This is a genomic window from Roseovarius sp. JB2-10 (assembly GCF_055693585.1).
Window position 1 is genome coordinate 3,336,853 of sequence record NZ_CM146337.1, and the last position, 25,220, is coordinate 3,362,072.

21 protein-coding genes and 1 pseudogene are annotated in these 25,220 nt (G+C 59.2%); 15 read left to right on the forward strand and 7 right to left on the reverse strand.

From position 1 onward, the window contains the following. Positions 1-200 precede the first annotated feature (200 nt). Together ACZ1HJ_RS16665 and ACZ1HJ_RS16670 are read left to right on the forward strand one after the other, a co-directional pair. Positions 201-1,418 carry an efflux RND transporter periplasmic adaptor subunit gene (locus ACZ1HJ_RS16665; protein ID WP_472719761.1) on the forward strand — a complete coding sequence of 406 codons (1,218 nt, stop codon included), beginning with the start codon at positions 201-203 and terminating at the stop codon, positions 1,416-1,418. After that, positions 1,415-5,254, forward strand: coding sequence for an efflux RND transporter permease subunit (locus ACZ1HJ_RS16670; RefSeq protein WP_472719762.1), 3,840 nt, complete (start codon positions 1,415-1,417; stop codon positions 5,252-5,254). The genes ACZ1HJ_RS16665 and ACZ1HJ_RS16670 overlap by 4 nt, the downstream gene beginning before the upstream one ends. A 437-nt stretch (positions 5,255-5,691) precedes the next feature. On the opposite strand, the gene ACZ1HJ_RS16675 is transcribed toward ACZ1HJ_RS16670, so the two are convergent. Both ACZ1HJ_RS16675 and ACZ1HJ_RS16680 read right to left on the reverse strand, forming a co-directional pair. Continuing rightward, entirely contained in the window at positions 5,692-7,518 is a 1,827-nt protein-coding gene (locus tag ACZ1HJ_RS16675) for an ABCB family ABC transporter ATP-binding protein/permease (protein ID WP_472719763.1), read from the reverse strand. A gap of 69 nt (positions 7,519-7,587) precedes the next feature. After that, positions 7,588-8,952: a LysM peptidoglycan-binding domain-containing protein gene (locus tag ACZ1HJ_RS16680; protein WP_472719764.1), complete on the reverse strand. Its 1,365-nt coding sequence runs from the start codon at positions 8,950-8,952 to the stop codon at positions 7,588-7,590. A gap of 105 nt (positions 8,953-9,057) precedes the next feature. Between ACZ1HJ_RS16680 and ACZ1HJ_RS16685 the strand changes: the two genes are divergently transcribed. Further along, positions 9,058-9,609 carry an LOG family protein gene (locus tag ACZ1HJ_RS16685; protein WP_472719765.1) on the forward strand — a complete coding sequence of 184 codons (552 nt, stop codon included), beginning with the start codon at positions 9,058-9,060 and terminating at the stop codon, positions 9,607-9,609. Here ACZ1HJ_RS16685 and ACZ1HJ_RS16690 read toward each other — a convergent pair whose 3' ends face one another. From ACZ1HJ_RS16690 to ACZ1HJ_RS16705, 4 genes and pseudogenes are all read right to left on the reverse strand, one after another. Next, positions 9,610-9,921, reverse strand: a complete 312-nt coding sequence (locus ACZ1HJ_RS16690; protein ID WP_472719766.1) for a P-II family nitrogen regulator — start codon at positions 9,919-9,921, stop codon at positions 9,610-9,612. A gap of 3 nt (positions 9,922-9,924) precedes the next feature. Next, positions 9,925-10,915, reverse strand: a pseudogene (locus ACZ1HJ_RS16695) (sodium-dependent bicarbonate transport family permease). Between the two features lie 117 nt (positions 10,916-11,032). Further along, positions 11,033-11,263: a DUF2842 domain-containing protein gene (locus tag ACZ1HJ_RS16700; protein ID WP_472719767.1), complete on the reverse strand. Its 231-nt coding sequence runs from the start codon at positions 11,261-11,263 to the stop codon at positions 11,033-11,035. A gap of 3 nt (positions 11,264-11,266) precedes the next feature. Beyond that, complete coding sequence (locus ACZ1HJ_RS16705) at positions 11,267-12,559, reverse strand: adenylosuccinate synthase (RefSeq protein ID WP_472719768.1); 1,293 nt, start codon at positions 12,557-12,559, stop codon at positions 11,267-11,269. A 171-nt stretch (positions 12,560-12,730) separates the two neighbouring features. On the opposite strand from ACZ1HJ_RS16705, the gene ACZ1HJ_RS16710 reads away from it, so the two are divergent. From ACZ1HJ_RS16710 to ACZ1HJ_RS16725, 4 genes are all read left to right on the forward strand, one after another. Further along, a complete protein-coding gene (locus ACZ1HJ_RS16710) occupies positions 12,731-13,126 on the forward strand; it encodes a DUF6524 family protein (protein ID WP_472719769.1) in 396 nt (131 codons plus the stop codon). A 235-nt stretch (positions 13,127-13,361) separates the two neighbouring features. Beyond that, positions 13,362-14,573, forward strand: a complete 1,212-nt coding sequence (locus ACZ1HJ_RS16715) for a CAP domain-containing protein (RefSeq protein WP_472719770.1) — start codon at positions 13,362-13,364, stop codon at positions 14,571-14,573. 185 nt (positions 14,574-14,758) lie between these two features. Continuing rightward, positions 14,759-15,121 (forward strand): preprotein translocase subunit SecG, encoded by a 363-nt coding sequence (secG, locus tag ACZ1HJ_RS16720; RefSeq protein WP_472719771.1) that lies wholly within the window; start codon positions 14,759-14,761, stop codon positions 15,119-15,121. A 185-nt stretch (positions 15,122-15,306) separates the two neighbouring features. Further along, the gene (locus ACZ1HJ_RS16725; protein ID WP_472719772.1) at positions 15,307-16,950 is read left to right on the forward strand and encodes a CTP synthase; all 1,644 of its coding nucleotides are present in this window, start codon (positions 15,307-15,309) and stop codon (positions 16,948-16,950) included. A 994-nt stretch (positions 16,951-17,944) separates the two neighbouring features. On the opposite strand, the gene ACZ1HJ_RS16730 is transcribed toward ACZ1HJ_RS16725, so the two are convergent. Beyond that, positions 17,945-18,520 carry a hypothetical protein gene (locus ACZ1HJ_RS16730; RefSeq protein ID WP_472719773.1) on the reverse strand — a complete coding sequence of 192 codons (576 nt, stop codon included), beginning with the start codon at positions 18,518-18,520 and terminating at the stop codon, positions 17,945-17,947. Positions 18,521-18,967: 447 nt separating this feature from the next. On the opposite strand from ACZ1HJ_RS16730, the gene ACZ1HJ_RS16735 reads away from it, so the two are divergent. The 8 genes from ACZ1HJ_RS16735 to ACZ1HJ_RS16770 all read left to right on the forward strand — a co-directional run bounded on the left by ACZ1HJ_RS16735 (position 18,968) and on the right by ACZ1HJ_RS16770 (position 25,128). Next, positions 18,968-19,405, forward strand: a complete 438-nt coding sequence (locus ACZ1HJ_RS16735) for a tellurite resistance TerB family protein (protein WP_472719774.1) — start codon at positions 18,968-18,970, stop codon at positions 19,403-19,405. 39 nt (positions 19,406-19,444) lie between these two features. Beyond that, entirely contained in the window at positions 19,445-19,885 is a 441-nt protein-coding gene (locus ACZ1HJ_RS16740) for a tellurite resistance TerB family protein (RefSeq protein ID WP_472719775.1), read from the forward strand. A gap of 21 nt (positions 19,886-19,906) precedes the next feature. Then, on the forward strand, positions 19,907-21,202 hold the full coding sequence (locus ACZ1HJ_RS16745; protein WP_472719776.1) for a tetratricopeptide repeat protein: 1,296 nt from the start codon (positions 19,907-19,909) through the stop codon (positions 21,200-21,202). 75 nt (positions 21,203-21,277) lie between these two features. After that, a complete protein-coding gene (locus tag ACZ1HJ_RS16750) occupies positions 21,278-21,667 on the forward strand; it encodes a GFA family protein (protein WP_472719777.1) in 390 nt (129 codons plus the stop codon). 172 nt (positions 21,668-21,839) lie between these two features. Further along, positions 21,840-22,616, forward strand: coding sequence for an ABC transporter ATP-binding protein (locus tag ACZ1HJ_RS16755; protein WP_472719778.1), 777 nt, complete (start codon positions 21,840-21,842; stop codon positions 22,614-22,616). A 29-nt stretch (positions 22,617-22,645) separates the two neighbouring features. Continuing rightward, positions 22,646-23,362, forward strand: coding sequence for a transporter substrate-binding domain-containing protein (locus ACZ1HJ_RS16760; protein WP_472719779.1), 717 nt, complete (start codon positions 22,646-22,648; stop codon positions 23,360-23,362). A gap of 49 nt (positions 23,363-23,411) precedes the next feature. After that, positions 23,412-24,296, forward strand: coding sequence for an ABC transporter permease (locus tag ACZ1HJ_RS16765; protein WP_472719780.1), 885 nt, complete (start codon positions 23,412-23,414; stop codon positions 24,294-24,296). A 25-nt stretch (positions 24,297-24,321) separates the two neighbouring features. Continuing rightward, complete coding sequence (locus tag ACZ1HJ_RS16770) at positions 24,322-25,128, forward strand: ABC transporter permease (RefSeq protein WP_472719781.1); 807 nt, start codon at positions 24,322-24,324, stop codon at positions 25,126-25,128. Positions 25,129-25,220: the final 92 nt, after the last annotated feature.

The following is a 25,220-nucleotide window of genomic DNA, read 5'->3' on the forward strand; positions in this document are numbered from 1 at the left end:
TTTTTGTCTTTCCGACCCCTCTTAACCTGTCGCTCCGGCCCTGCCAAGAGGCCGCTGAACTTGTGCAAAAGGAGCATCTTGCAGACCGGCGATCAAAAGTTTAATCTGAACCGGACGGTTTAGCGTATACCGTATTGAATTATGCGAAGAACCTGCCATCTAAGGTATGTTGTACCTGTGCAGGTTTGGAAGGTACTGACATGCGACTATTTCCGATTCTGGCGGCACTTGTGGTTTCCGCTCTGGTTTATGCGTTTATTTTTCAGCGCGATGCGTTGACCGGGCAGGAAACTGCCGATGCATCAACGGCGCAAAACGTGGCCGTCACAGATGAAGACACCGCCAAACGGGTCGGTGTTGTGGCCGTGCGTTCCGTGGCCCGCACAATCGACAGCGCCGTTGTGTTGCGGGGCCAGACCGAAGCCGACCGTCAGGTTGATTTGCGCGCCGAAACCTCGGGTCAGATCATTTCCGAACCCCTGCGCAAAGGCGCGTTCGTGGAGGCAGGCCAATTGCTCTGCCGGCTGGATCCGGCAGCACGTGAAGCCACACTGGCCGAGGCTGTTGCCCGCCTGCAGGAGGCCAAATCGCGCGTTCCCGAGGCCGAAGCCCGGGTGGATGAGGCCAAGGCCATGCTGGAAGAGGCCCGCATCAATGACAATGCCGCCGCACGACTGTCACAGGACGGCTTTGCTTCCGAAACCCGCGTTGCGGCCACCAAAGCTGCCGTAAGCTCGGCCATGGCCGGGGTCGAAACCGCGCGTTCCGGTCTTGAGGGCACTAAATCCGGCATTCAATCTGCCGAAGCCGCCGTGGCGGCGGCACAGAATGAAATCAACCGCTTGTCGATCACAGCGCCCTTTGCGGGCCTGCTGGAATCAGACACGGCCGAGCTGGGCAGCTTGCTGCAACCGGGTGATTTGTGCGCCACCATCGTGCAGCTTGATCCTGTGATGCTGGTGGGTTTTGTGCCTGAGACCCAGGTCAACCGGATCGAACTGGGCGCCCGCGCCGGAGGCCGATTGGCGGCAGGCGATGAAATCGAAGGCACGGTGACGTTCCTGTCGCGCGCCGCAGATTCCGAAACCCGGACCTTCCGCGTTGAAATCGAAGTGCCCAACCCGGATTTGCGTCTGCGCGACGGTCAGACCGCCGAGATCGCCATTGCCGCCGACGGCAGCACCGCGCATCTGCTGCCGCAATCCGCCCTGACGCTGAACAACGAGGGAGTGCTGGGTGTCCGGCTGGTCACAGCGGAAGGCACGGCGAAGTTCTTTGAAGTGACGTTGCTGCGGGACACCACAAGCGGCGTCTGGTTGGCCGGTTTGCCGGAAGAAGCGGACGTGATCATCATTGGTCAGGAATTTGTCACTGACGGGGTGGCCGTGGCGCCTTCGTTTCAGGAGCTTGGCCAATGACGGGCCTTGTCGATTGGGCCGCCGCGCGGGCGCGGATGGTCATTGCCTTTATCGTGCTGTCGCTTCTGGCGGGCAGCCTGGCCTATGTCGGCCTGCCGAAAGAGGGCGAGCCCGACATCGAAATCCCCGCCCTCTTCGTGTCGGTCCCCTTCCCCGGAATTTCGGCCGAGGATAGTGAAAAACTACTGGTCAAGGTCATGGAAACCGAGCTTTCCGATCTCGACGGGCTCAAAACCATGTCCGGCACGGCTTCGGAAAACTATGCCGGTGTCGCCCTTGAATTCGAATTTGGCTGGGACAAGACCAAAATCCTTGCGGATGTGCGCGATGCGATGAGCACCGCCGAAGCGGATTTCCCTGACGGGGCCGAGAAATACTCGATCAACGAGATTAATTTCAGCGAGTTCCCGATCATCATCGTCAATCTCTCGGGTGCCGTACCGGAACGCACGATGGCCCGTTTGGCCAAGGACCTGCAGGACCGCCTTGAAAGTCTCGAACCCGTGCTCGAGGCCGGTATCGCCGGGAACCGTGACGAGATGGTTGAGGTGGTGATCGATCCGCTGCGTCTTGAGGCCTACAATGTCACCGCGATCGAGCTGATCAACGTGGTGCAGAACAACAACCAGTTGATCGCCGCAGGCGAGGTTGAGACCGAGCAAGGCGCGTTTTCGGTCAAGATCCCCTCATCCTTTGATGAAACCCGCGACATCTATGACCTGCCCGTGAAAACCAATGGCGACCGGGTCATCACACTGGGCGATCTGGCGACGATCAACCTGACCTTCGAAGATCGTCTGGGCACGGCCCGGTTCAACGGCGAAAACACCGTCGCCCTGCAAGTGGTCAAGCGCAAAGGGTTCAACGTGATCGACACCGCGCAGCTGGTGCGCGACACTGTGGCTGAGGCCGAAAAGACATGGCCAAGCGAACTGCAGGCCGCCATCGAGGTGGGTACATCAAACGATCAATCCCGCGTGATTGCGTCGATGGTCAAACAGCTTGAAGGCTCGGTTCTGACGGCCATTGCGCTGGTGATGATCGTGATGCTGGCGACCCTGGGCATCCGGCCTTCGCTGCTGGTGGGTTTTGCAATTCCGACCTCGTTCCTGTTGTGCTTTGCACTTTTGGCGCTCATGGGCGTGGCGATTTCCAACATGGTGATGTTCGGCCTGATCCTGGCCGTGGGAATGCTGGTGGATGGCGCCATCGTGGTGGTCGAATACGCCGACAAACGCATCCGCGAAGGCTCCGGCCCGATGCATGCCTATGTCGAGGCCGCCAAGCGGATGTTCTGGCCGGTGATCAGCTCAACCGCGACAACGCTCTGCGCCTTCATGCCGATGCTGTTCTGGCCCGGTGTGCCGGGGCAGTTCATGCGCATGCTGCCGGTCACGCTGATCTTCGTACTCAGCGCCTCCCTGCTGGTGGCGCTGGTCTATCTGCCGGTCATGGGCGGTGTCACAGGGCGCATGGAGCGCTGGTTCAACAACCGCATTCACCACATCGCCACCGGCTATTGGCTGTGGCACCTGCTGATCTTCCCCATCTCCGCGATTGTTTTGGCGGGCACGTCCGGCATCATTCCGACCCTGCTGGAGGCCGTCAGCGCCCAGTTTGCGGGCATGGATGGCACGCGCATTCTAACCTCGGTGGTGCCCACGCTGTTGACCGCCTTTGCGCTTCTTCTGGGCGTGGTGACCTTTGCCGCCGCGGGTCTTGCCGCGGTCGTGGCAACGCTTTTGGGCCTGATGGCGCTGGTGCCCCGATTCAGGCAGGTACTGCGCTGGATCGGTACGCAATTGATGAATGTCGTGATGCGCCTTTTGCGCCCTGTTCTGTCGGCGCGGGCCTATGGTGGTCTGGCGCGCTGGCGCATTGCGCGCCGCGAGAAAGTCTCGGCCGGGTACCGCAGATCGCCCTTTGGCTGGTTCATCCACATGATCGCCGCCAACCCGGTTGCGCCGCTTCTGGCCTTCTGTGCGATCTTCGTGCTGGTGGGCTCGGTGCTGATGTTCTTCATCAACAACAACAAGGGCGTCGAGTTCTTCGTGGACAGCCAGCCGGAAAACGCGCTGGTCTATGTCAAGGCGCGCGGCAACCTCTCGCTGGATCAAAAAGACGCGCTGGTCGATCAGGCCGAACAGATCGTGCTCTCGCACCCCAACATCAAAAGCGCCTTCGCCTTTGCCGGTGACGGGGGCCTGAACAATAATACGGGCGGCGCTGAGGCCCCTCTTGATACCGTGGGTCAAATCCAGATCGAACTCTATCCGTGGGAAGAGCGCCCGACCGCGCGTGAAACATGGTTTACCATTCCGCTGCTGGACATCGATATTGACCGCAAGATTTCAAGCCCTGAAACCGATGGCAACAAGACCATTCGTGAGCTGACCGAGGGCCTCCAGACAATCCCCGGTGTGCAGATCGAGATTGTGGCACTGGAACAGGGCCCCGCCTCGGCCAAGCCGGTGCATTTGCGGATCAAGGGCGATGATTGGAACACCCTGAAAGCCTTCACCGAAGAAGCCCGCGCGCAGTTCGATCAGACCTACGGGCTGCGTCTCGTCGAAGACACCCTGCCCCTGCCCGGCATTGACTGGCAGATTGATGTCGATGTCGAAAAGGCCGGTCGCTACGGCGCGGACGTGGCCACTGTGGGCGCGATGGTGCAGCTTGTCACCCGCGGCATTCTGCTGGACACGATGCGGGTGGACAGTAGCGATGAAGAGATTGATATCCGCATCCGCCTGCCCGAAGAAGACCGTGTGCTGAGCACGCTCGATACGCTCAAGCTGCGGACCGACAAGGGGCTTGTGCCACTCAACAATTTCATCAGCCGTCAACCTGTTCCCAAACTGGGTCAGATCGACCGCGTCGACCAGACCCGCTATTTCGACGTGAAGGCGGCCATTGTAGACGGCCTGCAATCAACCGCCACGGATGAGAACGGCAATACAACGGACGTCCCCCTTACCGCCAATGAACGCATCGAAGAGCTGACCAAATGGCTGGAAAGCGGCGTGATCCCGGCGGGCATCGAATATGAATGGACCGGCGATGCCGAGGATCAGGAAGAATCCGGTGCCTTCCTGCAGCAGGCGTTTTTGGGCGCATTGGGCCTGATGTTCATCATCCTGCTGGCGCAGTTCAACAGCGTCTACAACGCCGTCCTGGTCCTGCTGGCGGTGGTGCTGTCGACCACCGGTGTGCTAATTGGGATGCTGGTCATGAACCAGCCGTTTTCGATCATCATGACCGGAACAGGCATCGTTGCGCTGGCGGGAATTGTGGTGAACAACAACATTGTTCTGATTGACACCTATCAGGAATTTTCGCGCTATATGCCCCGGATCGAGGCGATCACCCGCACCGCCGAGGCGCGCATCCGGCCGGTTCTGCTGACCACGATCACCACCATGGCCGGCCTTGCCCCGATGATGTTCGGGCTCAGCCTCAATTTCGCGGAAGGAGGATATTCCTTCAACAGCCCCACGGCGCTCTGGTGGACACAGCTGGCCACCGCCGTAGTCTTTGGATTGGGCATTGCAACGGTGCTGACGCTGATCTTCACGCCCTCGATGCTGGCCCTCCGGATCTGGGCAGCGGTTTATGTGGCATGGATCGCCAAGGCACTGGCCAAACTGTCCCTGGGCCGCACCAGCCGCGTGGCGCGGGACTGGGCGCTCAACATCGAAGCCCGCCGGGTGCGCGCTCCCGAGATCATCTGGGACATGGAACCGGCACCAACTTCATCCCCTTCTGACCCGGCCCCGAAGGCAGATACGGACACGAAACAGCCGCCGAAGGGAAGCCCCCTGCGCGCCGCCGAATAAGCCGACCGCGCGCAGGCATTTTCACGCCTCATCGGGTGAAAAAGTTTAACATCAACCGCCCGCATCGTCGTGCCCGTTGGCTTGACTTCCAACTGCACCCGCGCGCCGATTTGCAGCGCGGGCCAAAGCTCGGGGAAGTCATCACGATAGGCCAGACACAGCGGCACATCACTCAATACGCACCAAATATGCGCCATCTCTTCACATGGCGAAATCGACAGTACGACACCATCAATCATCCCACCAACTCCAATAAAAGTGGTCAAAAAACGGCCCTTGAATTGAACCGAAACGAACCGGCATAAAATTCCCACCGGCGTCACGAAATTGTTGTGATGGGGTCACGATGCGCCTCTTGCGGGCTTGACCAAAGGGGAAAAAATCGTCGCCCGTGTCACAAGCGATCAAAGCATCATCAGAACAGACGTGACGCTACGTCACTCCGCGGCCCGGCCAGGTGCGCGCTCATTGGCCTGACGATCCCACAGACTGGCATATCGACCCTGACGGGCAAGCAATTCCGCGTGCGACCCTTCTTCGACAATCCGGCCATCCTCCAAAACGATGATCCGGTCGGCATCCGCCACAGTGCTCAGACGGTGCGCGATGGTGATGACCGTCCGCCCCTGCCCGGCCACGGCCAGCGCCTCCTGAATGTCCTGCTCGGTCTCGCTGTCGAGCGCACTTGTGGCCTCGTCCAACAACAGCAGCGGCGGATCCTTGAGCAGCGTGCGCGCAATGCCCACCCGTTGCTTTTCACCGCCCGAGAGCTTCAACCCGCGCTCCCCGACCAGCGTGTCGTAGCCGTCCGGCAAACCGGCGATGAAATCGTGGATCTGTGCCGCCCGCGCGGCCTCTTCGATCTGGGCCTGTGACGCGCCATCACGGCCATAACCAATGTTGTAGCCGACCGTGTCATTGAACAGCACCGTGTCCTGCGGCACCACACCGATGATGCCATGCAGGCTCTCCTGGGTGACGTCACGCACGTCCTGCCCGTCGATGCGCAACGCCCCGTCCTGCACATCATAGAACCGAAAGAGCAGCCGCCCGATGGTGGATTTCCCGGCACCAGAGGGGCCGACAACGGCCACTTTCTGACCCGGCTCCACCGCCAGCGTGACGCCTTTTAGAATGGGCCGCGCCGCATCATAGCCAAAATGCACGTTCTCCATCTCGACCCGTCCGCCATCGACCCGAACTGCCTTGGCATCTGGCTTGTCGGTCACGTCCGGGGCCTGTTCCAGCAGATCAAACATCTCGCCCATATCCACCAGCGACTGGCGGATTTCGCGGTACACGGTGCCCAGGAAATTCAGCGGCATGGTGATCTGGATCATGTAGGCATTGACCATCACAAAATCGCCCACCGTCAGCGTGCCGGATTGCACACCCATTGCGGCCATGACCATGACAATCACAAGCCCACTGGTGATCAACAACGACTGGCCAAAGTTCAGTATGGCCAGCGAATAGGAGGTTTGAAGTGCCGCCTTTTCGTATCCCGCCATCGCCCCGTCATAGCGCAGCGCTTCGCGCTCCTCGGCACCGAAATACTTGACGGTTTCAAAGTTCAGCAGGCTGTCGATTGCCTTTTGGTTGGCATCCGTGTCCTGCTCATTCATCTCGCGGCGCAGCTTCACGCGCCATTCAGTCACCATGAAGGTATAGAGCGCATAGGCCGCAATCACGCCCGCCACCACCATGAGATAGCGAAAATCAAACAGCGTCCAAAGCACAACGCCGATCATCAGTAGCTCAAGGATCAGCGGGCCAATTGAAAAGAGCAGGAACCGCAGCAGGAATTCCACGCCCTTGACGCCCCGCTCGATGATCCGGCTGAGCCCCCCGGTTTTGCGCGTGATGTGATAGCGCATCGACATCGCGTGGATATGCCGGAAGGTTTTGAGCGCCAGCGACCTCAGCGCGCGTTGTCCGACCCGCGCAAAGATCGCATCCCGTAGCTGTTGAAAGCCGACGGTCATCAACCGAGCCATGCCGTAGCCGACGGTCAGCCCAACCGCCCCAAAGCCCAGCATCCACGCCGCACTCACGCCTTCGCCCGCCAGCGCATCCACCGCCGCCTTGTAGAAAAAAGGTGTGCCCACCGCGATCAGTTTTGACGTGAACAAAGCAATAAGCGCCAGCACAACGCGGCGTTTGACCCAAGGCTGATCCGCAGGCCACAGATACGGCGCCACCCGGCGGATGGTCCGCCAGCCATTTGTTGGCGCATCTGGGGTTGTCAGGCTGGTTGGTCGCATAAAGGGGGCTTTGTTCCACTCCGGTCGACCAGACATAGGCCGGTGATCAGGTGATTGCCAGCCCCCTGCCTATTTGGGAATGGTAAAGACCTGACCGGGGTAAATCAGATCGGGATCGCGGATCCGGTCCTTGTTGGCCTCAAAGACCCGAACATAGAGAATGCCCTCCCCATACGCTGCACGCGAAATTGCCCAAAGGGTCGAGCCTTCAACCACCGTCACAGCGCTGATCTGGGTTTGATTGTCGGCGGTTTGCACCTCGGCCAGAACAATGTCGCCCTCCCGTTTGAACGGCGTTTCAACCCGCGACGTCACGTTGCCTTCGGCGTCAATCTCATCGATCCGCAGCGTGTAACTGCCAGTGTCGACCAGCGGCAGTTCAGACCGCCAATTGCCGTCACCTGCGATCTGCGAGGTGCCAATTGGCGTATTGTCCAGATAGACCCGCACATGCCCGTCGCCCTGCGCACGTCCCGAGAGTTCGACCTGCCCTTGATCCGAATAGGTAATCGCATCAAGCGCCACGTTAGACATCAATTCCGGTCCCGCACCGGCAACCTCGGGCGCCTGCAGAACGCGCACACCGCTTTCATCCGCCAAAAGAACGGTTTGTGATTGCGTCACACTGTCTTCTGCTTCGGCCGATTGTGCGGTCTGCTCGGTTGTATTTTGATCCGAGCCACCTTCGGTCACAGTGGTTTCGGTCTGGTCGCTTGTGTCGGTGTTGCTTTGCAGTTCGGCAGCCCCTGTGCCCGCGTCTGGTGCAGCTTCTGCCAAGGCGGTGGGGCTTGGTGCGATGATGATTTCTTCGATCGATGCAATGGCCTCGCCGCCGTCCGCCGGGCGCATCGAGAGTGACAGCACCCGCGGCGCGTCACTCGCCACGATATCAATGAACGCTACGAACTGACCACTGCTGTCCGGATCGGCCAACGTGATCGTGGTGCCATCCAGCAAGATCGCTGTTTCCATATCCGGCTGCGTCCGACCGGCCACCAGCATGCGCCCGTCCGGTTCCAGACGGAACGTATCGATTGAGGGTGGTGTTGCTGCCGCATCTGTTTGTTCAACGTCGCTCAAACCCGCCTCCGTCTGCGTGTCTGTTGCCGCCTCCGTGTCCGGATCGGCGAGCGCTGCTGTGTCTGTCTCTTGGTTAGCCGTATCGGTTGATTGCGCGGTCTCGGTGCCCTCTGACCCGATATCAATCGCATCCACGGTATCCGCTTCGTCCGTGGCCTGAGGCGCAGTAGTTTCATCCCCTGCCGCAGCTTCAGCACCCTCCACGGGCTGGCTCTCACCAGCAACGTCCGTTGTGCCGCGATTAGGCCCGTCGAGAAAGCCCGAGAAATAGGCCGCAGCGCCACCGACACCCAGCAGTAAAACGATCAGAAAGCCAATCAAAGAGCTGCGGTTTACCGCATTGTTTTCGTTCATCTTTTACCTTCCATCGCCCGCGTCGAATATGGTGCACGGTTGTCGGACGATAACAACAAGGGTATCACTGGTCAAAACAACCCTTTGAGAAACGGTGGGAATTTCATGGTAGCACGCTCTGTTTGTGTCTTTTGCGGCGCACGTTCGGGCGTGCAACCGATCTTTGAACAAGAAGCCAAGGCAGTGGGTCAGATGCTGGCCGATCATGGCTGGCGTCTGGTTTATGGCGCGGGCGATGTAGGGCTGATGGGCGCCACCGCACGCGCCGCACAGGAGGCGGGCGGCAAAACCTTCGGCGTGATCCCCGAACACCTGATGCTGGCCGAGGTTGGCAAGGCCGATCTCAGCGAATTGATCGTGACCGCCACAATGCATGAGCGCAAGGAGCTGATGTTCAAAAACTCCAGCGCGATCATTGTTTTACCGGGCGGTGCTGGCACGTTGGATGAATTTTTCGAAGTGCTCACATGGCGGCAACTGGGCCTGCACGAAAAACCGATCTTCCTACTGAATACAGAAGATTTCTGGCAGCCTCTGATCCAGATGCTGGGGCATCTGATCGCCGAAGGGTTTGCCGAGGCCTCGCTGCTGGATTACGTGCAGGTGGTTGGCACCGTCAACGATCTGTCTGTCGATCTGCGCAAGGCGCTGACCTGATCAGAACCGTTCGGCCCGCATCACCTGCGCATCGGTGATGTTGACCACGCCGATATGGCGCTCCATCACCGGCATCACCGCTTCCAACAGCCCGTCCAGACGCTCCGGTCGGATCATGCACACAACACATGACATGCCGTCCGCCCGCCCGATGGTCCCTTCGCGGCTCCAATGGCCGGACCGGCCTGATCCGCCCTTGACCGGCAGAACCGAAAACCCGGTCACGCCCTCTTCGATCAAAAGCTTGGTCAGACGCGATTCCATGATTGCTTCAATGATGATCTCGACGCGTTTGGCGTGATGCATTTCCATCGATTATCCTCCGATCACAGCTGTGGCCACGGCAATGTAGATCGGGATACCGACCGTCACATTGAAGGGGAATGTAATGCCCAATGACAAGGTGAGATAGACGGCAGGGTTGGCCTCGGGCAGCGCCACCCGCATGGCCGCAGGCACCGCGATGTAACTGGCTGAGGCCGACAGGACCATCATCAGCGCAACGCCACCGGCCGACAGGCCAATCAAGGCCCCCGCACCCAAACCGCACAGCGCGCCTGCCAGCGGCATGATCAGACCAAAGACCACAATCCCCCGCGACATCGTGCCTTTGGATCTCGCGCAGGCCCCGCCCCGCAACCAGCCCCATATCGAGCAGGAAGAGGCAGAGCACGCCCTTGAACGGTGCGGTGATAAAGGGATCGATCTCGGCCTTGCCCTCGGCACCGGTGATCCAGCCGATGGCAAACGCGCCGACCAGCAGAACGATAGACCCGTTGAGCAGGACTTCCCGCATCAGTTCGGCACTCATGCCGCCCTGCCCGCCGGCATTCTCACCGCGTCGCGAAATGAGCCACAACGCCGATACAATTGCAGGTGCTTCCATCGCGGCGGCCACGGCCACCATGAACCCTTCCGAGCTGATCCCCTGGGCCTGTAGCACCGATGTGGCGGCCACGAAGGTCACGATGGAGATCGATCCGTAATGCGCCGCCACCGCGGCCGCATCCAATGTGCTCAACCGGGTCATCGCCTTGAGCAGGAAGAACGCCAGAAACGGCAACCCCGCCGACAGGATCACAGCCGCGATCAGGGACACGATCAGCAATGCATCGACGCCATGGTCCGCAACGCTGGCCCCGCCTTTGAACCCGATCGCAAAGAGCAGATAAAGCGACATGCCCTTGGCAATCGCCTGCGGGAAACTCAGATCGGATCGTGCCAATGCGGCGGCCAATCCCAGCAGAAAACACAATATGACAGGGGATAAGAAGTTGTTTGCCGCAAGTTCCAGCGCTGATCCCATCGTGTCCCCCTAAAATTTTGCTCTAAATATATGTCATGTTTGCGGTATCAACCGGCACCACCTGCGCCAAATCATCGCGCCTGCGGGTAGAAATCGCCGCCCTGAGGCGACAGGTGATCAATCGTCCCGGTCTGTGGCGTCCGGATCCGCCTGCCCGATCCCTTTGAAGATAAACTTGAACGGCAAGGCCCACAGGAACCCGAGCACGACATAGACCAGCAGTTCCACCAAAATCGACGGGCGGTCCAGCATGTTCACCACCGTTACCGCCGAAACGATATAGATCGGCAACCCGACCAACAGGATGATCAACGCCCACCGTCTGCGTGCTTTGTAACTCAGCGCCATGGATCAATCCGCGAACGGGTCAGTGACAAGGATCGTGTCTTCACGCTCGGGGCTGGTTGACACCATCGACACCGGGCAATCGATCAATTCTTCGACCCGGCGCACATATTTGATGGCATTCGCCGGCAAATCGGCCCAGCTGCGCGCGCCTTCGGTGCTTTCGCTCCAGCCCGCAAGCTCTTCGTAGACCGGTGTGCAGCGCGCCTGCTGATCCGCCGCCGTGGGCAGGTAATCAAGCTGTTTGCCATCGAGATCATAGCCCACGCAGACCTTGAGCACGTCAAACCCGTCCAGAACGTCCAGCTTGGTCAACGCGATGCCATTCACGCCGCTTGTGGCACAGGTCTGGCGCAGAAGGCAGGCATCAAACCAGCCGCAGCGGCGCTTGCGGCCCGTGGTGGTGCCAAACTCATGCCCCCGCTCACCCAGACGCTGACCGTCATCATCGTGCAATTCGGTCGGAAACGGCCCTTCGCCCACACGCGTGGTGTAGGCCTTCACGATGCCCAGCACATAATCCACCGCGCCGGGCCCAACACCCACACCGGTGGCGGCCTGACCCGCGATCACGTTCGAGGATGTCACAAACGGATATGTCCCGAAATCGATGTCCAGCAACGCCCCCTGCGCACCCTCAAACAGGATGCGTTTACCGGCCTTGCGCTTTTCATTCAGAACTTTCCAGACCGGGGCGGCATAGGCCAGGATCTTCGGTGCAATGTCGCGCAGCTCTGCCAGCAATGCGTCGCGGTCAATCGGACCAAGCCCCAGACCACTGCGCAGCGCATTGTGATGGACCAGGGCGCGATCCACCCGCAACTCCAGCGTCGCATCATCCGCAAGATCGGCCACACGGATCACCCGGCGCCCCACCTTGTCTTCGTAGCACGGGCCAATTCCGCGGCCCGTCGTGCCAATTTTGGCGACCGAGTTCTGGCCTTCACGCGCACGGTCCAATTCGCCGTGGAATGGCAGGATAAGCGGCGTGTTCTCGGCAATCATCAGCGTTTCTGGGGTGATATCCACGCCCTGCGCACGGATCGTCTCAATCTCACCCACCAGGTGCCACGGGTCCAAGACCACCCCGTTGCCGATCACGCTCAATTTGCCGCCACGCACAACACCAGAAGGCAGGGCGTGCAGTTTATAGACCTCGCCCTCAATCACCAGCGTGTGCCCGGCGTTGTGACCGCCCTGAAACCGCGCGATCACGTCAGCGCGTTCGCTCAGCCAGTCTACGATCTTGCCTTTTCCCTCGTCACCCCATTGGGCGCCCACGACGACGACATTTGCCACGGCACTTCCTCTTCACATGCTGGATAACCCGCGCCCGTATACCGATGCAGGCGCGCTTGTGAAACACCTAAATCGCCGCAGGGATGCATCCGGTGATGGGTCACGCAAGGGCTGGACACACAGGCCCCGTTTGGATGAGGTTGGCCGCAAGAGGCGTTTGGGAGGCTGAACATGGGATTCGTACTGCGGTGGCTGGTGGCATTTGTCCTGCTGGCCGCAACCTTCAACCCGACCGAGTGGAACTACGCCCGGTGGGCGCAGACCAATTGGAACGAACAGATGCCGATGGTGGTTCTGCTGGGGCTATTGTTGCTGGTGGGCTACATCATCTATCTGCGCGCCACGCTGCGCTCCATCGGAGCATTTGGCATGGGGTTGGTGCTGGCCATTGTCGCGGCCTTGTTGTGGGTGCTTTATGACTATGGTTGGCTCAACCTCGAAAATCAGTCTTTCAACCTCTGGATTGGCATCCTTGCCCTGTCACTGGTCCTGGGTGTTGGCCTGAGCTGGAGCCATGTGCGCCGTGCCCTGAGTGGCCAGTCGGATATGGACGATGTGGATGAGTAAAGGCGCCAGTTAGCGCCCCGACTTTCTCCCGAACTTTTATGCCGCAAAAATGTGAGGTTTTCAGGCCACACATCTCACCTCTATTCAGCAGGTGTTTGCCGACGCTCGGCGGCTTTCCCCGCTGATGCGCGGCTTGATGCCGTTTTTGGCCACCCGGACACAACCCTCCTTTCCAGCGGCAACGCTTCTCTCTAGCGCTCAGGGAAATTGAAACAAACGACAGGATAAGTAGGCCATGTCAAAAGCCAATTCACTTGAGCGGCAAATGTTGGGTCTGATCAATGACGAACGCGCAGCGCGCGGTCTCAACCCGTTGCAATTGGAGCTTCGGCTCAACGACGCAGCCGAAGATCACAGCAGGTGGATGATCAATGTCGACAAGTTCAGCCATACCGGCGCGGGCGGCTCATCCCACACACAACGCATGCGGGATGCCAATTTCGACTTCTCGGGCAACTGGCGGAGCGCCGAAAACATCGCCTGGCAAAGTGTCCGGGGAGAGCCCGGGTTTGCCGATGACGTCGTCAACCTGCACGAAGCGTTGATGAACAGCTCCGGTCACCGGGCCAATATCCTGAACCCATCTCTGGAATATATCGGGATCGGCATCGAGACCGGCAATTTCAGAGGCTGGGACAGTATTTTTGTCACCCAGAAATTTGCCCGCACGGATGCGGCCGTAAGGCTCGACAACGGCGGATCAACACCATCGGATCCAACACCGCCCGGCCCGACGCCACCCCAACCCTTACCGCCATCGCCCACGGCGGATGACGATCAACGATTGGTCGGCACCAATGGCAACAACAGGTTGGAGGGCAAATCAGGTGACGACACGCTGATCGGAAACGGTGGCAACGACACCCTCAAAGGCGGTAACGACAATGATCGGCTGGAGGGCAATGACGGTCGCGACAAGCTGAAGGGCGACGCTGGCAATGATGATCTCTTTGGCCACGCAGGCGCAGATTTGCTGTATGGCGGCCACGGTAATGACGATCTGGATGGCGGCACGGGCCGCGACAGGCTGAAGGGAAACACCGGCGACGACAGGCTTTTTGGCGGCAACGACAACGACACCCTCAAAGGCGGGTCCGGGGATGACCTGCTGGATGGTGGCAATCAAAACGACTTTCTGCATGGCGGCAGCGGTAGCGATACCATCGAAGGTGGTCGCGGCAATGACTTGATAAAAGGCGGATTGAACACCGACACGTTCATTTTTGAAAATGGTCACGGCAACGATCGGATCATGGATTTCAACGCCAGAAATCCGGCAGAAAAAATCGATCTGGGCGGGGTTTCAGGCTTCAACAATTTTCAGGACGTGCGGGACGCGGCGAGCCAGAAAAACGGCCATGTCACCATCGACACATGCAATGACAGCTCGATCCTGCTGACCAATGTTTTGCTGAAACACCTTGATGCCAGCGACTTCCTGTTCTGAGGCAAGTCCGGCGGTAAATTATGCGGCGGCGTGCACGGGCATCTTGTGATGTTCCGGGCACGCCCGCGGCCTCTTGGTGTAAATTCGCAACCAGCATAGCGCATCTATCCGTATTGCCGGGTTGCGGCAGGCGCGCGAATTGCATAGATACCCCCTGACCCGATCCTTTTGACAGGCCGCACTACATGGAAAACGTCGTCCTTACCGTCCACCTTCTTCTGGCGCTCGCGCTGATTGGCGTGGTGCTGTTGCAACGCTCGGAAGGCGGCGGTCTTGGCATGGGCGGCGGCGGTGGCGGCGCTACCTCCGGGCGGACCGCGGCAACGGCCTTGGGCAAAATGACGTGGCTGTTGGCGATTGCCTTCATCTGTACCTCGCTGGCCCTGACGATCATCGCGGCCAAAAAATCAGCTGGCAGCTCGGTTCTGGACCGGATTATTGAACTTCCGCCCAGCAGTGCAACAGAACCAAGCACCGACATCCCCGCCGACAGCCTTCTGCCCCCATCGGCAGATGACAACGCACCGCTTACGCCGTCGGCTGACTGATCTACGACCAATTCGTGGTGAAACCACAATGGCTTGAGGGACCCAAGGCCTGACGCAACATCATCTTGCGCTTTCCTTGCGTTGCGATTGCGAATCCTTTATATGTCGAGTCCCGTGGTGCTGCGGTCTTTTTGACCCGCTCAGGGCCTCAAAAACAACTGAATATCACGGGGGATGCCGCGCCTATGGCTCGATTTATTTTCATTACTGGTGGCGTTGTTTCCTCCCTCGGCAAGGGCCTGGCCTCGGCCGCTTTGGGCGCGCTTTTGCAGGCCCGTGGCTTTTCGGTACGCCTGCGCAAACTGGACCCCTATCTGAACGTTGATCCCGGCACGATGAGCCCGTTTGAACATGGCGAGGTTTTCGTGACCGATGACGGGGCAGAGACTGATCTGGACCTTGGTCACTATGAACGCTTCACCGGAGTGCCGGCGCGTATGACCGATTCCGTCTCGTCCGGTCGGATTTATTCCACCGTGCTCGAACGCGAGCGTCGGGGCGATTATCTGGGCAAAACCATTCAGGTCGTTCCCCATGTGACCAACGAGATCAAGGAATTCATCTCGATCGGCGAAGATGAGGTCGATTTCATGCTGTGTGAGATCGGCGGCACCGTCGGTGACATCGAAGGCCTGCCGTTTTTCGAGGCCATCCGCCAGTTCAGCCATGACAAGCCGCGCGGCGAATGCATCTTCATGCACCTGACCCTCCTGCCCTATCTGGCGGCCTCCGGGGAACTCAAAACCAAACCGACGCAGCACAGCGTCAAGGAATTGCAATCCATCGGCATCGCACCTGATATCCTTGTCTGCCGGTCCGAACAGCCGATCCCCGACAAGGAACGCGAAAAGATCGCGCTTTTCTGTAACGTCCGCAAAGAGGCCGTTGTGGCCGCCTATGACCTCGGCTCGATCTACGAAGCCCCCCTGGCCTATCACCGTGAGGGGTTGGATCAGGCCGTACTGGACGCGTTCAATATCTCGCCCGCGCCGCGCCCCGATCTGACCGTCTGGCAGGATGTCTATGACCGCATCCACACCACGGATGGCGAAGTGAATGTGGCCATTGTGGGCAAATATACCCAGCTCGAAGACGCCTATAAATCCATCAAGGAGGCCCTGACCCATGGCGGCATGGCCAACCGCGTGAAGGTCAATGTTGAATGGGTCGATGCCGAGATTTTCGACACGCAGGACCCGGCCCCGCATCTGGAAGGGTTCCATGCCATCCTTGTGCCCGGCGGCTTTGGTGAACGCGGCACCGAGGGCAAGATCAAAGCGGCGCAGTTTGCCCGCACCCACAAGATCCCCTATCTGGGCATTTGCCTTGGCATGCAAATGGCGGTGATCGAGGCCGCGCGCAATGTGGCCGACCTGCCCGATGCCGGATCGGAGGAATTTGACCACGAGGCGGGCGAAAAGCGTTTCACGCCGGTGGTTTATCACCTCAAGGAATGGGTTCAGGGCAACGAAAAGGTCAAGCGCAAGGTCGGAGATGACAAGGGCGGCACAATGCGGTTGGGGGCTTATAACGCCACGCTAACGGCGGGATCAAAAGTGGCCGAGGTCTATGGCACAACGGCGATCGATGAACGCCACCGCCACCGCTATGAGGTCGACACGAAATACCGCAAGGCGCTGGAAAAACAGGGGCTGCAGTTTTCGGGCATGTCACCGGATGGCCGGTTGCCCGAGATCGTGGAATGGACGGATCACCCGTGGTTCATCGGTGTGCAGTTCCACCCCGAGCTCAAGTCCAAACCGTTCGAGCCGCATCCGCTTTTCGCAGATTTCATCCGCGCAGCACTGGAGACGTCCCGGCTGGTCTAAGGGACGTCATCAAGACTATTCGCAGGGTGTGCTGTGTTAACAAGACCTGCCAGAGATGGCTGGTTTGCGGACAAAGGGTGCTTTCGCTGCGGCTGCGCCAAAGTCAGCTTTCTTAAAACCCGCAAATTACGCTATTGAAAGGGTAGATGCAGACAAAAGGTTTTGGGCCTCGAGACCAGCAAACCTTTTCGTAGTCTGGAGGCCAACTAAACGCGGCAACACCGGAGTTCATATATGCCATTTCGAACTTATGCATTTCGGATAAATCAGGACGCTGACCTCTTGGATGACGACGAGTGGAACGAGATTGCTCCGCTCCTCGAGAACCGTATCGAATGGATCATGAAATACCGAAGAGAACACGATTGTTCTATTGAGGAGGCTCTTAAGTTTGAGCCAATCGGACAATCTGCACTGGACAAATACGAAGCTATGACGGGTAAGAGGCTTGACCATCCAGACGAGCTTTGGGGCGTGCGAATGCGCGACTACGGTTCTCTTTGTCCTAAGTGCTCTCGACCGTTTCGAACACCCAAAGCTAAGATGTGCGCCGAGTGCGGCTTCGAATTACCAACTGGGGTGCAAGCAGGTAGATTGGTCGACCGCGCACAGTAGGAAGCCGACATTCGTGCCTCGCGCAGCATTAGTCAAAGTGGGCTCACAGCGGACCTTAGCGACGATGTGAACCGCGCTGGCTTCTGACAGCGCCACACCGCCCGGAATCAAGCCGCAGGCGCCGGGCGAGCGCCGGACCGTCCCGAGGGGCTGGTGCTTCTATAAAGTTGCGCGTGCCGGAGAGATCGGAAGAGTGTGGCGGGGATAAAGTGACAGATTGAAACCGTGTGGCGCCACCCCACGGTCCGGCGCACGCCCTTTTCGCTGCGTCTTCATTGGGTTCAAACCGGTCGTCATGCGCCGTCAATGCAAACCAACTGACCGCGTTTGACGGCCTGCGTTACAAAATGGCGGCGACAGAATTGTGCTGCTTAATCTGTCAGTTCTGCTGTGGCTGTGGCTCGTCTTCGATCACGCGCTTGGTGGCCAGATCAATGGCCGGGCTCAGGATGTCGAACAGCAGGCTTGTGCTCTTGGCCTCTTCTTCTGGCACCTCGAGGCGCAGCGTGTCATTGAGGAGTGGCTCAAGGATGCTTTCGTCAAGCTGCCAGCGCCCCATGCGGCCTTCATCACGGTCATCCGCCTGATAGGAAATCCACTTCTTGAGGCGTTTGACGTTTTCCACCGGGCTGTGCGGATCCACAAGGTAAAACCCGCTATTCACCCGCAGGCAGATGTTGTCGAGAAGGCGGGCGATACCACGATACCCTTCCGGCACGTCGCGCTTGGGCATGTAATTGAACCGCTCAGGCTCACCGCGCAGGAACACCGCCAGAGCCGTGCCCAGATCGATGCATTTCTGCGCCATGATCCAGCCCAACACCGTTTCGGGATATTGGTCCCAGTCATAGGCGCGCGACAAGGCACAAAGCTGATCCGAACTGCCAAGACGGGCCATCGCCAGATGCGTCTCGGCCGTTCCTTCGTGCCAGTCGAACTTTTCGAACTCTTGCATTGCGTGTCTCCGAATTTGCACCGCGCCGTCTGTTGTCACCGTGTCTGACGCAGCTTCAGGAAAATTCTTGGGTGCAAATGTGTCGCTCCCATGGCGTTTTGGCTTTGGCTGTTGCTTCGGCGGAAACCTGCCGTTTCCAAATCCGACAATCATGACCACAAACCTACCGGTCCGCGCCATATATTTTCATTATAAACAATATGTTAAGTTATATTTTGGGTGAAAACCGCTTCTTCGCACTTGAAAAACACGCCAATTCGAAACGGACTTTACGTACCCGTCCTTTACGGCACCTTTCCCCGCCGGGACCTTTGCCATGTCAACCCGGCACTGGGCGTGATCCGCACGCGCACCCCGGGGACCATCCTATAGAGACGGTTACCCGGTCACACGCCCACCCAAAAAACCACTTGGCCCAAGCCCCCGTCCCGTGCTTATTCTGCGATCATGTTAAGCCGCATTCTTAAAAGCTTCTCGCATCCCGAGCCGCAGCCCTTGCCGGAACCAGATGAAAAGCTGGCTCTGGGTGCATTGATGGTGCGCGTGGCGAAATCGGATCATTCCTATCGGTTTGAAGAGATCAGCAGCATTGACCGCCTGTTGACGCGGCTCTTTGGCCTGAACCCGGTCGAGGCCGCCAAGATGCGCGCTACTTGCGAAAAGCTCGAGCGCGAGGCCCCGGAGACCGATCACTTCGCCCATGTGATCCGCGAGACCACAACCTTTGCGGCGCGTCTCGATGCGCTGGAGGCAATGTGGGAAGTGTTGCTGGCCGATGGGGTGCGCCGGGACGAAGAAGTGGCGGTGATCCAGGCCGCCCGGATCGCCATGGGCCTCAGCTCATCCGACAGTGACACAGCCCGCGCGACCGCCGAAGGTCTCTAACCCCTTGGACCCGGCCCGCCGCGCACCTATAACATAGATATGTTTGCATCCTTTCTCCAAAAACTGACCCAACCCGCGCCCGAACCTCTGGATGACAGCGACGCGCGTCTGGCGCTGACCGCCCTTCTGGTGCGTGTGGCCCGCACAGACGGTGACTACGCCCCCGAGGAAAAAGACCGGATCGACCGGATCGTGACCTCGCGCTATGGCCTGTCGCCGTTTGAGGCCACCGATCTGCGCGGCCAGGCCGAAACCCTTGAGGCCGAGGCCCCCGATACGGTGGTCTTCACCGAAGCGATCAAAAAAGCCGTCGATTACGAAAACCGTCTGGCCGTGGTCGAAGCCCTGTGGCAGGTGGCGCTGGCTGATGGCTCCCGCGATGCGGATGAAGACGCGCTTTTGCGCCTTGTCGCCAAATTTCTGGGCATCAACGATATGGACAATGCCCGCGCCCGGCAGCGGGTGATGAAATCAACCTGACAGATCAATAGGACCCCGCGCATGACCGCCTATACGGATCACTACGGCCTCCCGCTCAGCACCACCAGTCAGGAGGCGGCGGAGGCCTATGCGCGCGGCACGCAGATCATGCTGGCCGCGCAATCGGACATGGAACAGCCCTTTCGCGACGCCATTGCCCATGATCCGCGCTTTGCACTGGGACATGTCGGCCTGGCGCGGGCATTGCAGAATAGTGCTGACATGGACGGCGCGCGCGCGGCCATTGCCACGGCACGGGGTCTGGCGGCGAGCTGCACGGCGCGCGAACAGGGCCATATCAACGCGCTTGGTCTTCTGATCGACGGCAAGATGGCCGAAGCCTACCCCGCCATTCGCGCCCATGTCACCGAGCACCCGCTCGATGCGCTGGTGGCGCAAACCTGCAGTTCGATCTTTGGCCTGATCGGCTTTTCCGGCCAACCGGGGCGCGAAGCCGAGATGCTGGCCTTCAACGCGACCCTCCTGCCGCACTATGGTGAAGAATGGTGGTGCCTGAGCCAATATGCCTTCGCGCTCTGCGAAACCGGGCAATTGACCAAGGCGGATGACTATATAGACCGCTCGCTGGCGCTGAAGCCGGATAACGCCAATGGCGCGCATATCCGGTCACATATCTGGTACGAGGTGGGTGAGACCAAAACCGGCGCAGATTACCTGCGCGACTGGCTCACCAGCTATGACCGGCGCGGAATGCTGCACGGTCATCTGTCGTGGCACGCCGCCCTTTGGGCCCTCGAAGAAGGCGATACAGCACAGATGTGGCAAACCGTGGATGCGGATGTGGCACCCGGTGCCGCGCTTGGCCTGCCGATCAATGTGCTCACGGACACGGCCTCGATCCTGTTTCGAGCCGAGGTAGCAGGAGAGACAGTATCGCGGGACCGGTGGCAGGCGGTCAGCGCCTATGCCAGCCAGTTCTTTCCCAAGGCCAGCAACGCCTTCATCGACATGCACGCGGCGCTCGCCCATGCGATGGCCGGCGAAAACGAGCCTTTGAGCGAAATCATTGCCAATCCAGCCGGTCCTGCGGCCGATCTGGTGCCCGATGTCGCGCTGGCCTGTCGCCACATCGCCGCCAAGGAATGGGCCGAGGCCACACACCACCTGATGCGCTGCATGGCCGATCACGCCCGTATCGGCGGCAGCCGCGCGCAACGTGACCTTCTGGAACATGCGCTGCTGACCTGCCTGCTGAAACAGGACCGCGCCAAGGAGGCCAAACAAGTCCTCACCCTGCGCCGCCCGATCCTGACGCAATCCGCGGCTTGGCGGGATCTCGCCACCGCCTCGGCCTGAGCACCAAAAGCACTATCTGACGGCTTGACGCGCCCACCGCTTGCATCAACGGTAGCGCCAAAACCGGAGGTCGTTTTGCCCAGCCCACACATTCATCACGGCGGTTGCCTGTGCGGCGCGATCCGGTTCGAAGCGGTTGGTCCCGCGCGCGTACCACACACCTGTTCGTGCAGCATGTGCCGCCGCCATAGCGGCGCGCTGACAACGGCGTGGGTCGAGTTTCCAAAAGACGCCGTGACGTGGACGGGCGCGCAAGGTGCACCCAAAACCTATCGCTCTTCTGCCGTGTCCAGCCGGGCCTTTTGTGCGCAATGCGGCAGTTCCTTTGGTGCCATTGATGACGACCCGGTTGTGGCATTGCTTCTGGGTGTCTTCGATGAACCCGGTCACGACGAGCTGAAACCCTCGGGCCATTCCTTTTCGGATCAATGCCCGCGCTGGTGGAAAGTCAAAATCAAGAAATAGGCCAGGGTTTTGGCACCATGCACCCTACATGGGCTCGCCCGTCCATTTTGGCCTGACCCGACGTCAAATCGGCAGCTATTTCCCGCAATTAACCGTTTTGCAAGTTGCATTGTGCCAATTTTTCGGCCCTATTGACGTCTTGAAACTGCTCACAACGTCCTGGGATGACTTTTTGACCGATCAGACGCCTGTCATTGAAATTCGTAATCTTCACAAGGCCTACGGTGCGCTTGAAGTGATCAAGGGCGTCGATATCACAGCCCATAAGGGCGATGTCGTGTCACTGATCGGATCATCGGGCTCGGGCAAATCCACCATCCTGCGCTGCGCCAACCTGCTGGAGGAAAGCCAGCAAGGTGATATCCTTTTTCAGGGTGAACCTGTGCTGTGGAAAGGCGAAGGTCTGAACCGGCATCCCGCGGACCCCAAACAGGTCCTGCGCATTCGAACCAATCTCAGCATGGTTTTTCAGCAGTTCAATCTTTGGGCCCATATGACCATTCTGGATAATGTGATGGAGGCACCGGTGACGGTGTTGGGGCGCGACCGTGCTGAAGTCGAAGAAAAAGCACGGCACTATCTGGACAAGGTCGGCATTGGCGATAAATGCGATGTCTACCCGGCACAGCTGTCGGGCGGGCAACAGCAGCGCGCCGCCATTGCACGCGGTCTTTGCATGGAGCCGCAGGCGCTTCTCTTTGATGAGCCGACCAGCGCGCTTGATCCGGAACTGGAGCAAGAAGTTGTCAAGGTGATCAAGGACCTGGCCTCCGAGGGCCGGACGATGATGATTGTCACCCACGATATGAAGATGGCCGCCGATGTCTCGGATCACGTTGTGTTCCTGCATCAGGGGCTGATTGAGGAAGAAGGCGCGCCAAAGGACCTCTTTGGCGCCCCGAAATCAGAGCGGTTGCAGCAATTCCTCAGCTCAACAATGGCCGCTTAAGACAAAACCAAGCTAACGGGAGATAGCACATGAAGAAACTGATCCTAGCCACATCCGCCCTTGCGCTGAGCGCAAGCATGGCGTTGGCCGCCGATGTTGTCCGTCTGGGCACCGAGGGCGCCTACCCTCCATGGAACTTCATCAATGACGCTGGCGAAGTTGATGGGTTTGAGCGGGAACTGGGCGATGAGCTGTGCAGCCGTGCCGAGCTGACTTGCGAGTGGGTCACAAACGAGTGGGACAGCATAATCCCGAACCTCGTTTCGGGCAACTATGACGCCATCATCGCGGGCATGTCGATCACCGACGAGCGTGACGAAGTGATTGATTTCACGCAGAATTACACGCAACCCGACCCGACATTGTATCTGGCACTGTCCATGGATGTTGACGTCGAAGGCGGTGTGATCGCGGCCCAGACCGGCACGATCCAGGCCGCGCATGTTGCCGAAAGCAGCGCAACCCTGGTGGAGTTTGCCACGCCCGAAGAAACCATCGCCGCCGTGCGCAATGGTGAAGCGGATGCGGTATTTGCCGATGGCTCCTACCTGCTGCCGATCGCAGATGAAGATGACACGCTGATGGTGCTAGAGCAGAAAGTTCTGCTCGGCGGTGGCGTCGGCATGGGCGTGCGTGAAAGCGACGGCGATCTGAAAGCCAAGTTTGACGCGGCCATCCAGTCGATGAAAGAGGATGGTTCTCTGAACGAGCTGATCACCAAATGGGAAATCGGCGAAACATTCTGATCTGATCAGGATTTGGCGGGGCCTTTTTGGGGCCCTGCCACTCTAAATTATGTTTTCATATTGCACCGACCCCTCAACGCTTTCCGGCCTGACCTGGCTCAGCTGCTACCTGACCACGGGCAAGCACATGGCGTTCTATATGTCCTTCGGGACGGTGCTTCTGCTGTTGGCAATCACCGCCCCGACAGCGCTCTTTTTCGGATATCTTGGCGCCACGGCTGCACGTTCGCTGGTCGCGCCCATCCGTTGGTTCGGTAAAACCTATATCGCGATTGTCCGCGGCGTTCCCGATATCGCGTTTTTCCTCTTTTTCGTCATTGCGCTGGATCAGGCGATCGAATGGACACGCCACAAGCTTTTCTGCCCGGAATGGACGGAACCCATACGTCAGGGCAATGATTTCGTGGTCTGCACCGCGGCCAAGATGCCACTTGGCAATGCGCCGCAATGGATCCACGAAACCTATGGCTTCTTTCTTGCGGTCTTTACCTTTGCTATCGTTTTTGGCGCCTTTGCGGCCAACGTGCTTTTTGGCGCCATGCGCGCCGTGCCGCGCGCCCAGATGGAAACCGCCGAAGCCTATGGCATGACCCGCCGTCAGGCGTTTCGCCGCATCATGGTGCCACAGATGTGGGTTTATGCCCTGCCCGGTCTGGGCAATCTGTGGATGGTGCTGATCAAGGCCACACCGCTCCTCTTCCTGCTCGGGGTCGAGGACATTGTCTATTGGGCGCGCGAAATGGGCGGCTCCAAAACCGCGCGCTTTACCGATTACCCCCATGGCGACTGGCGGATGTGGTACTTCCTGGCATTGCTCGTCTTCTACCTGGCTTTCACGCGGGTCTCGGAAATTTTCCTGGAACGCACGATGACGCGTCTGACCAAAGGTCAGGCCACCACTGGCGGCGAAGCCCAGAGAAAGGCCGCGGCATGAGTTTCGCACGTCCCGGGGACATGACATGAGCTGCTGGCAGACCATCCAGGACTATGCCCTGCGCTCAGTGGGCTATGGCGAACGTCTGCTACCCCGCGAAGACTTCACGCTCTGTCAGCAATTCACGCTGATCGGCTCGGGCATGATCTGGAACATTTATTTCGGTGTGCTGGCCCTTGTGGCCGGGTTCTTCTTTGCCACCGCACTGGCCCTCGGCAAGGGATCACGCACCATCTGGCTGCGCAAACCGGCTGAATGGTTCATTTTCGTCTTCCGGGGCTCACCGCTCTTCGTGCAGTTCTTCTTTGGCTATTTCCTCTTTCTCAGCCTCAAGCAAAGCTTTCCGATTTTCGAGCCCTTCACCGCCGCTTGGTTGGGGGCATTGGTGGTACTGTTCTTCAACACGGCTGCCTATTCCGGCGAAATCTTCTACGGGGCGCTGCGCTCCATCCCCAAGGGCGATGTCGAAAGCGCCGATGCCTACGGATTCTCCGGCTGGTCCCGGTTCAAGAAAATCGTCTGGCCCACCATGTTGCGCCTGGCCTGGCCTGCCTACACGAATGAGGCGATTTTCCTCTTCCACGCCACGGCTCTGGTGTTTTTTACGGGCTTCCCGGCATGGCAACAACGCGGTGACGCGCTCTACTATGCCAACTACTTTGCCGATAAAACCTTCAACCCGTTTGTCCCTTACCCGATCCTGGCGATGTATTTCATCCTGCTGACATTGGTTGTGGTGGGTATATTTGGCCTGATCAACGCGCGCCTCAACCGCCACCTGCCCCAGGAAACCCGAGGCAAAATCAAACTCCGGATGAACATGATCCGCTGAGCCAAACGCCGCCCACCAGCAACCAAGTCGCTCCTCCACAAAAAACGGGACCTGATAAAGACGCATGTCCACGATTGTCCGAAATGCGGACA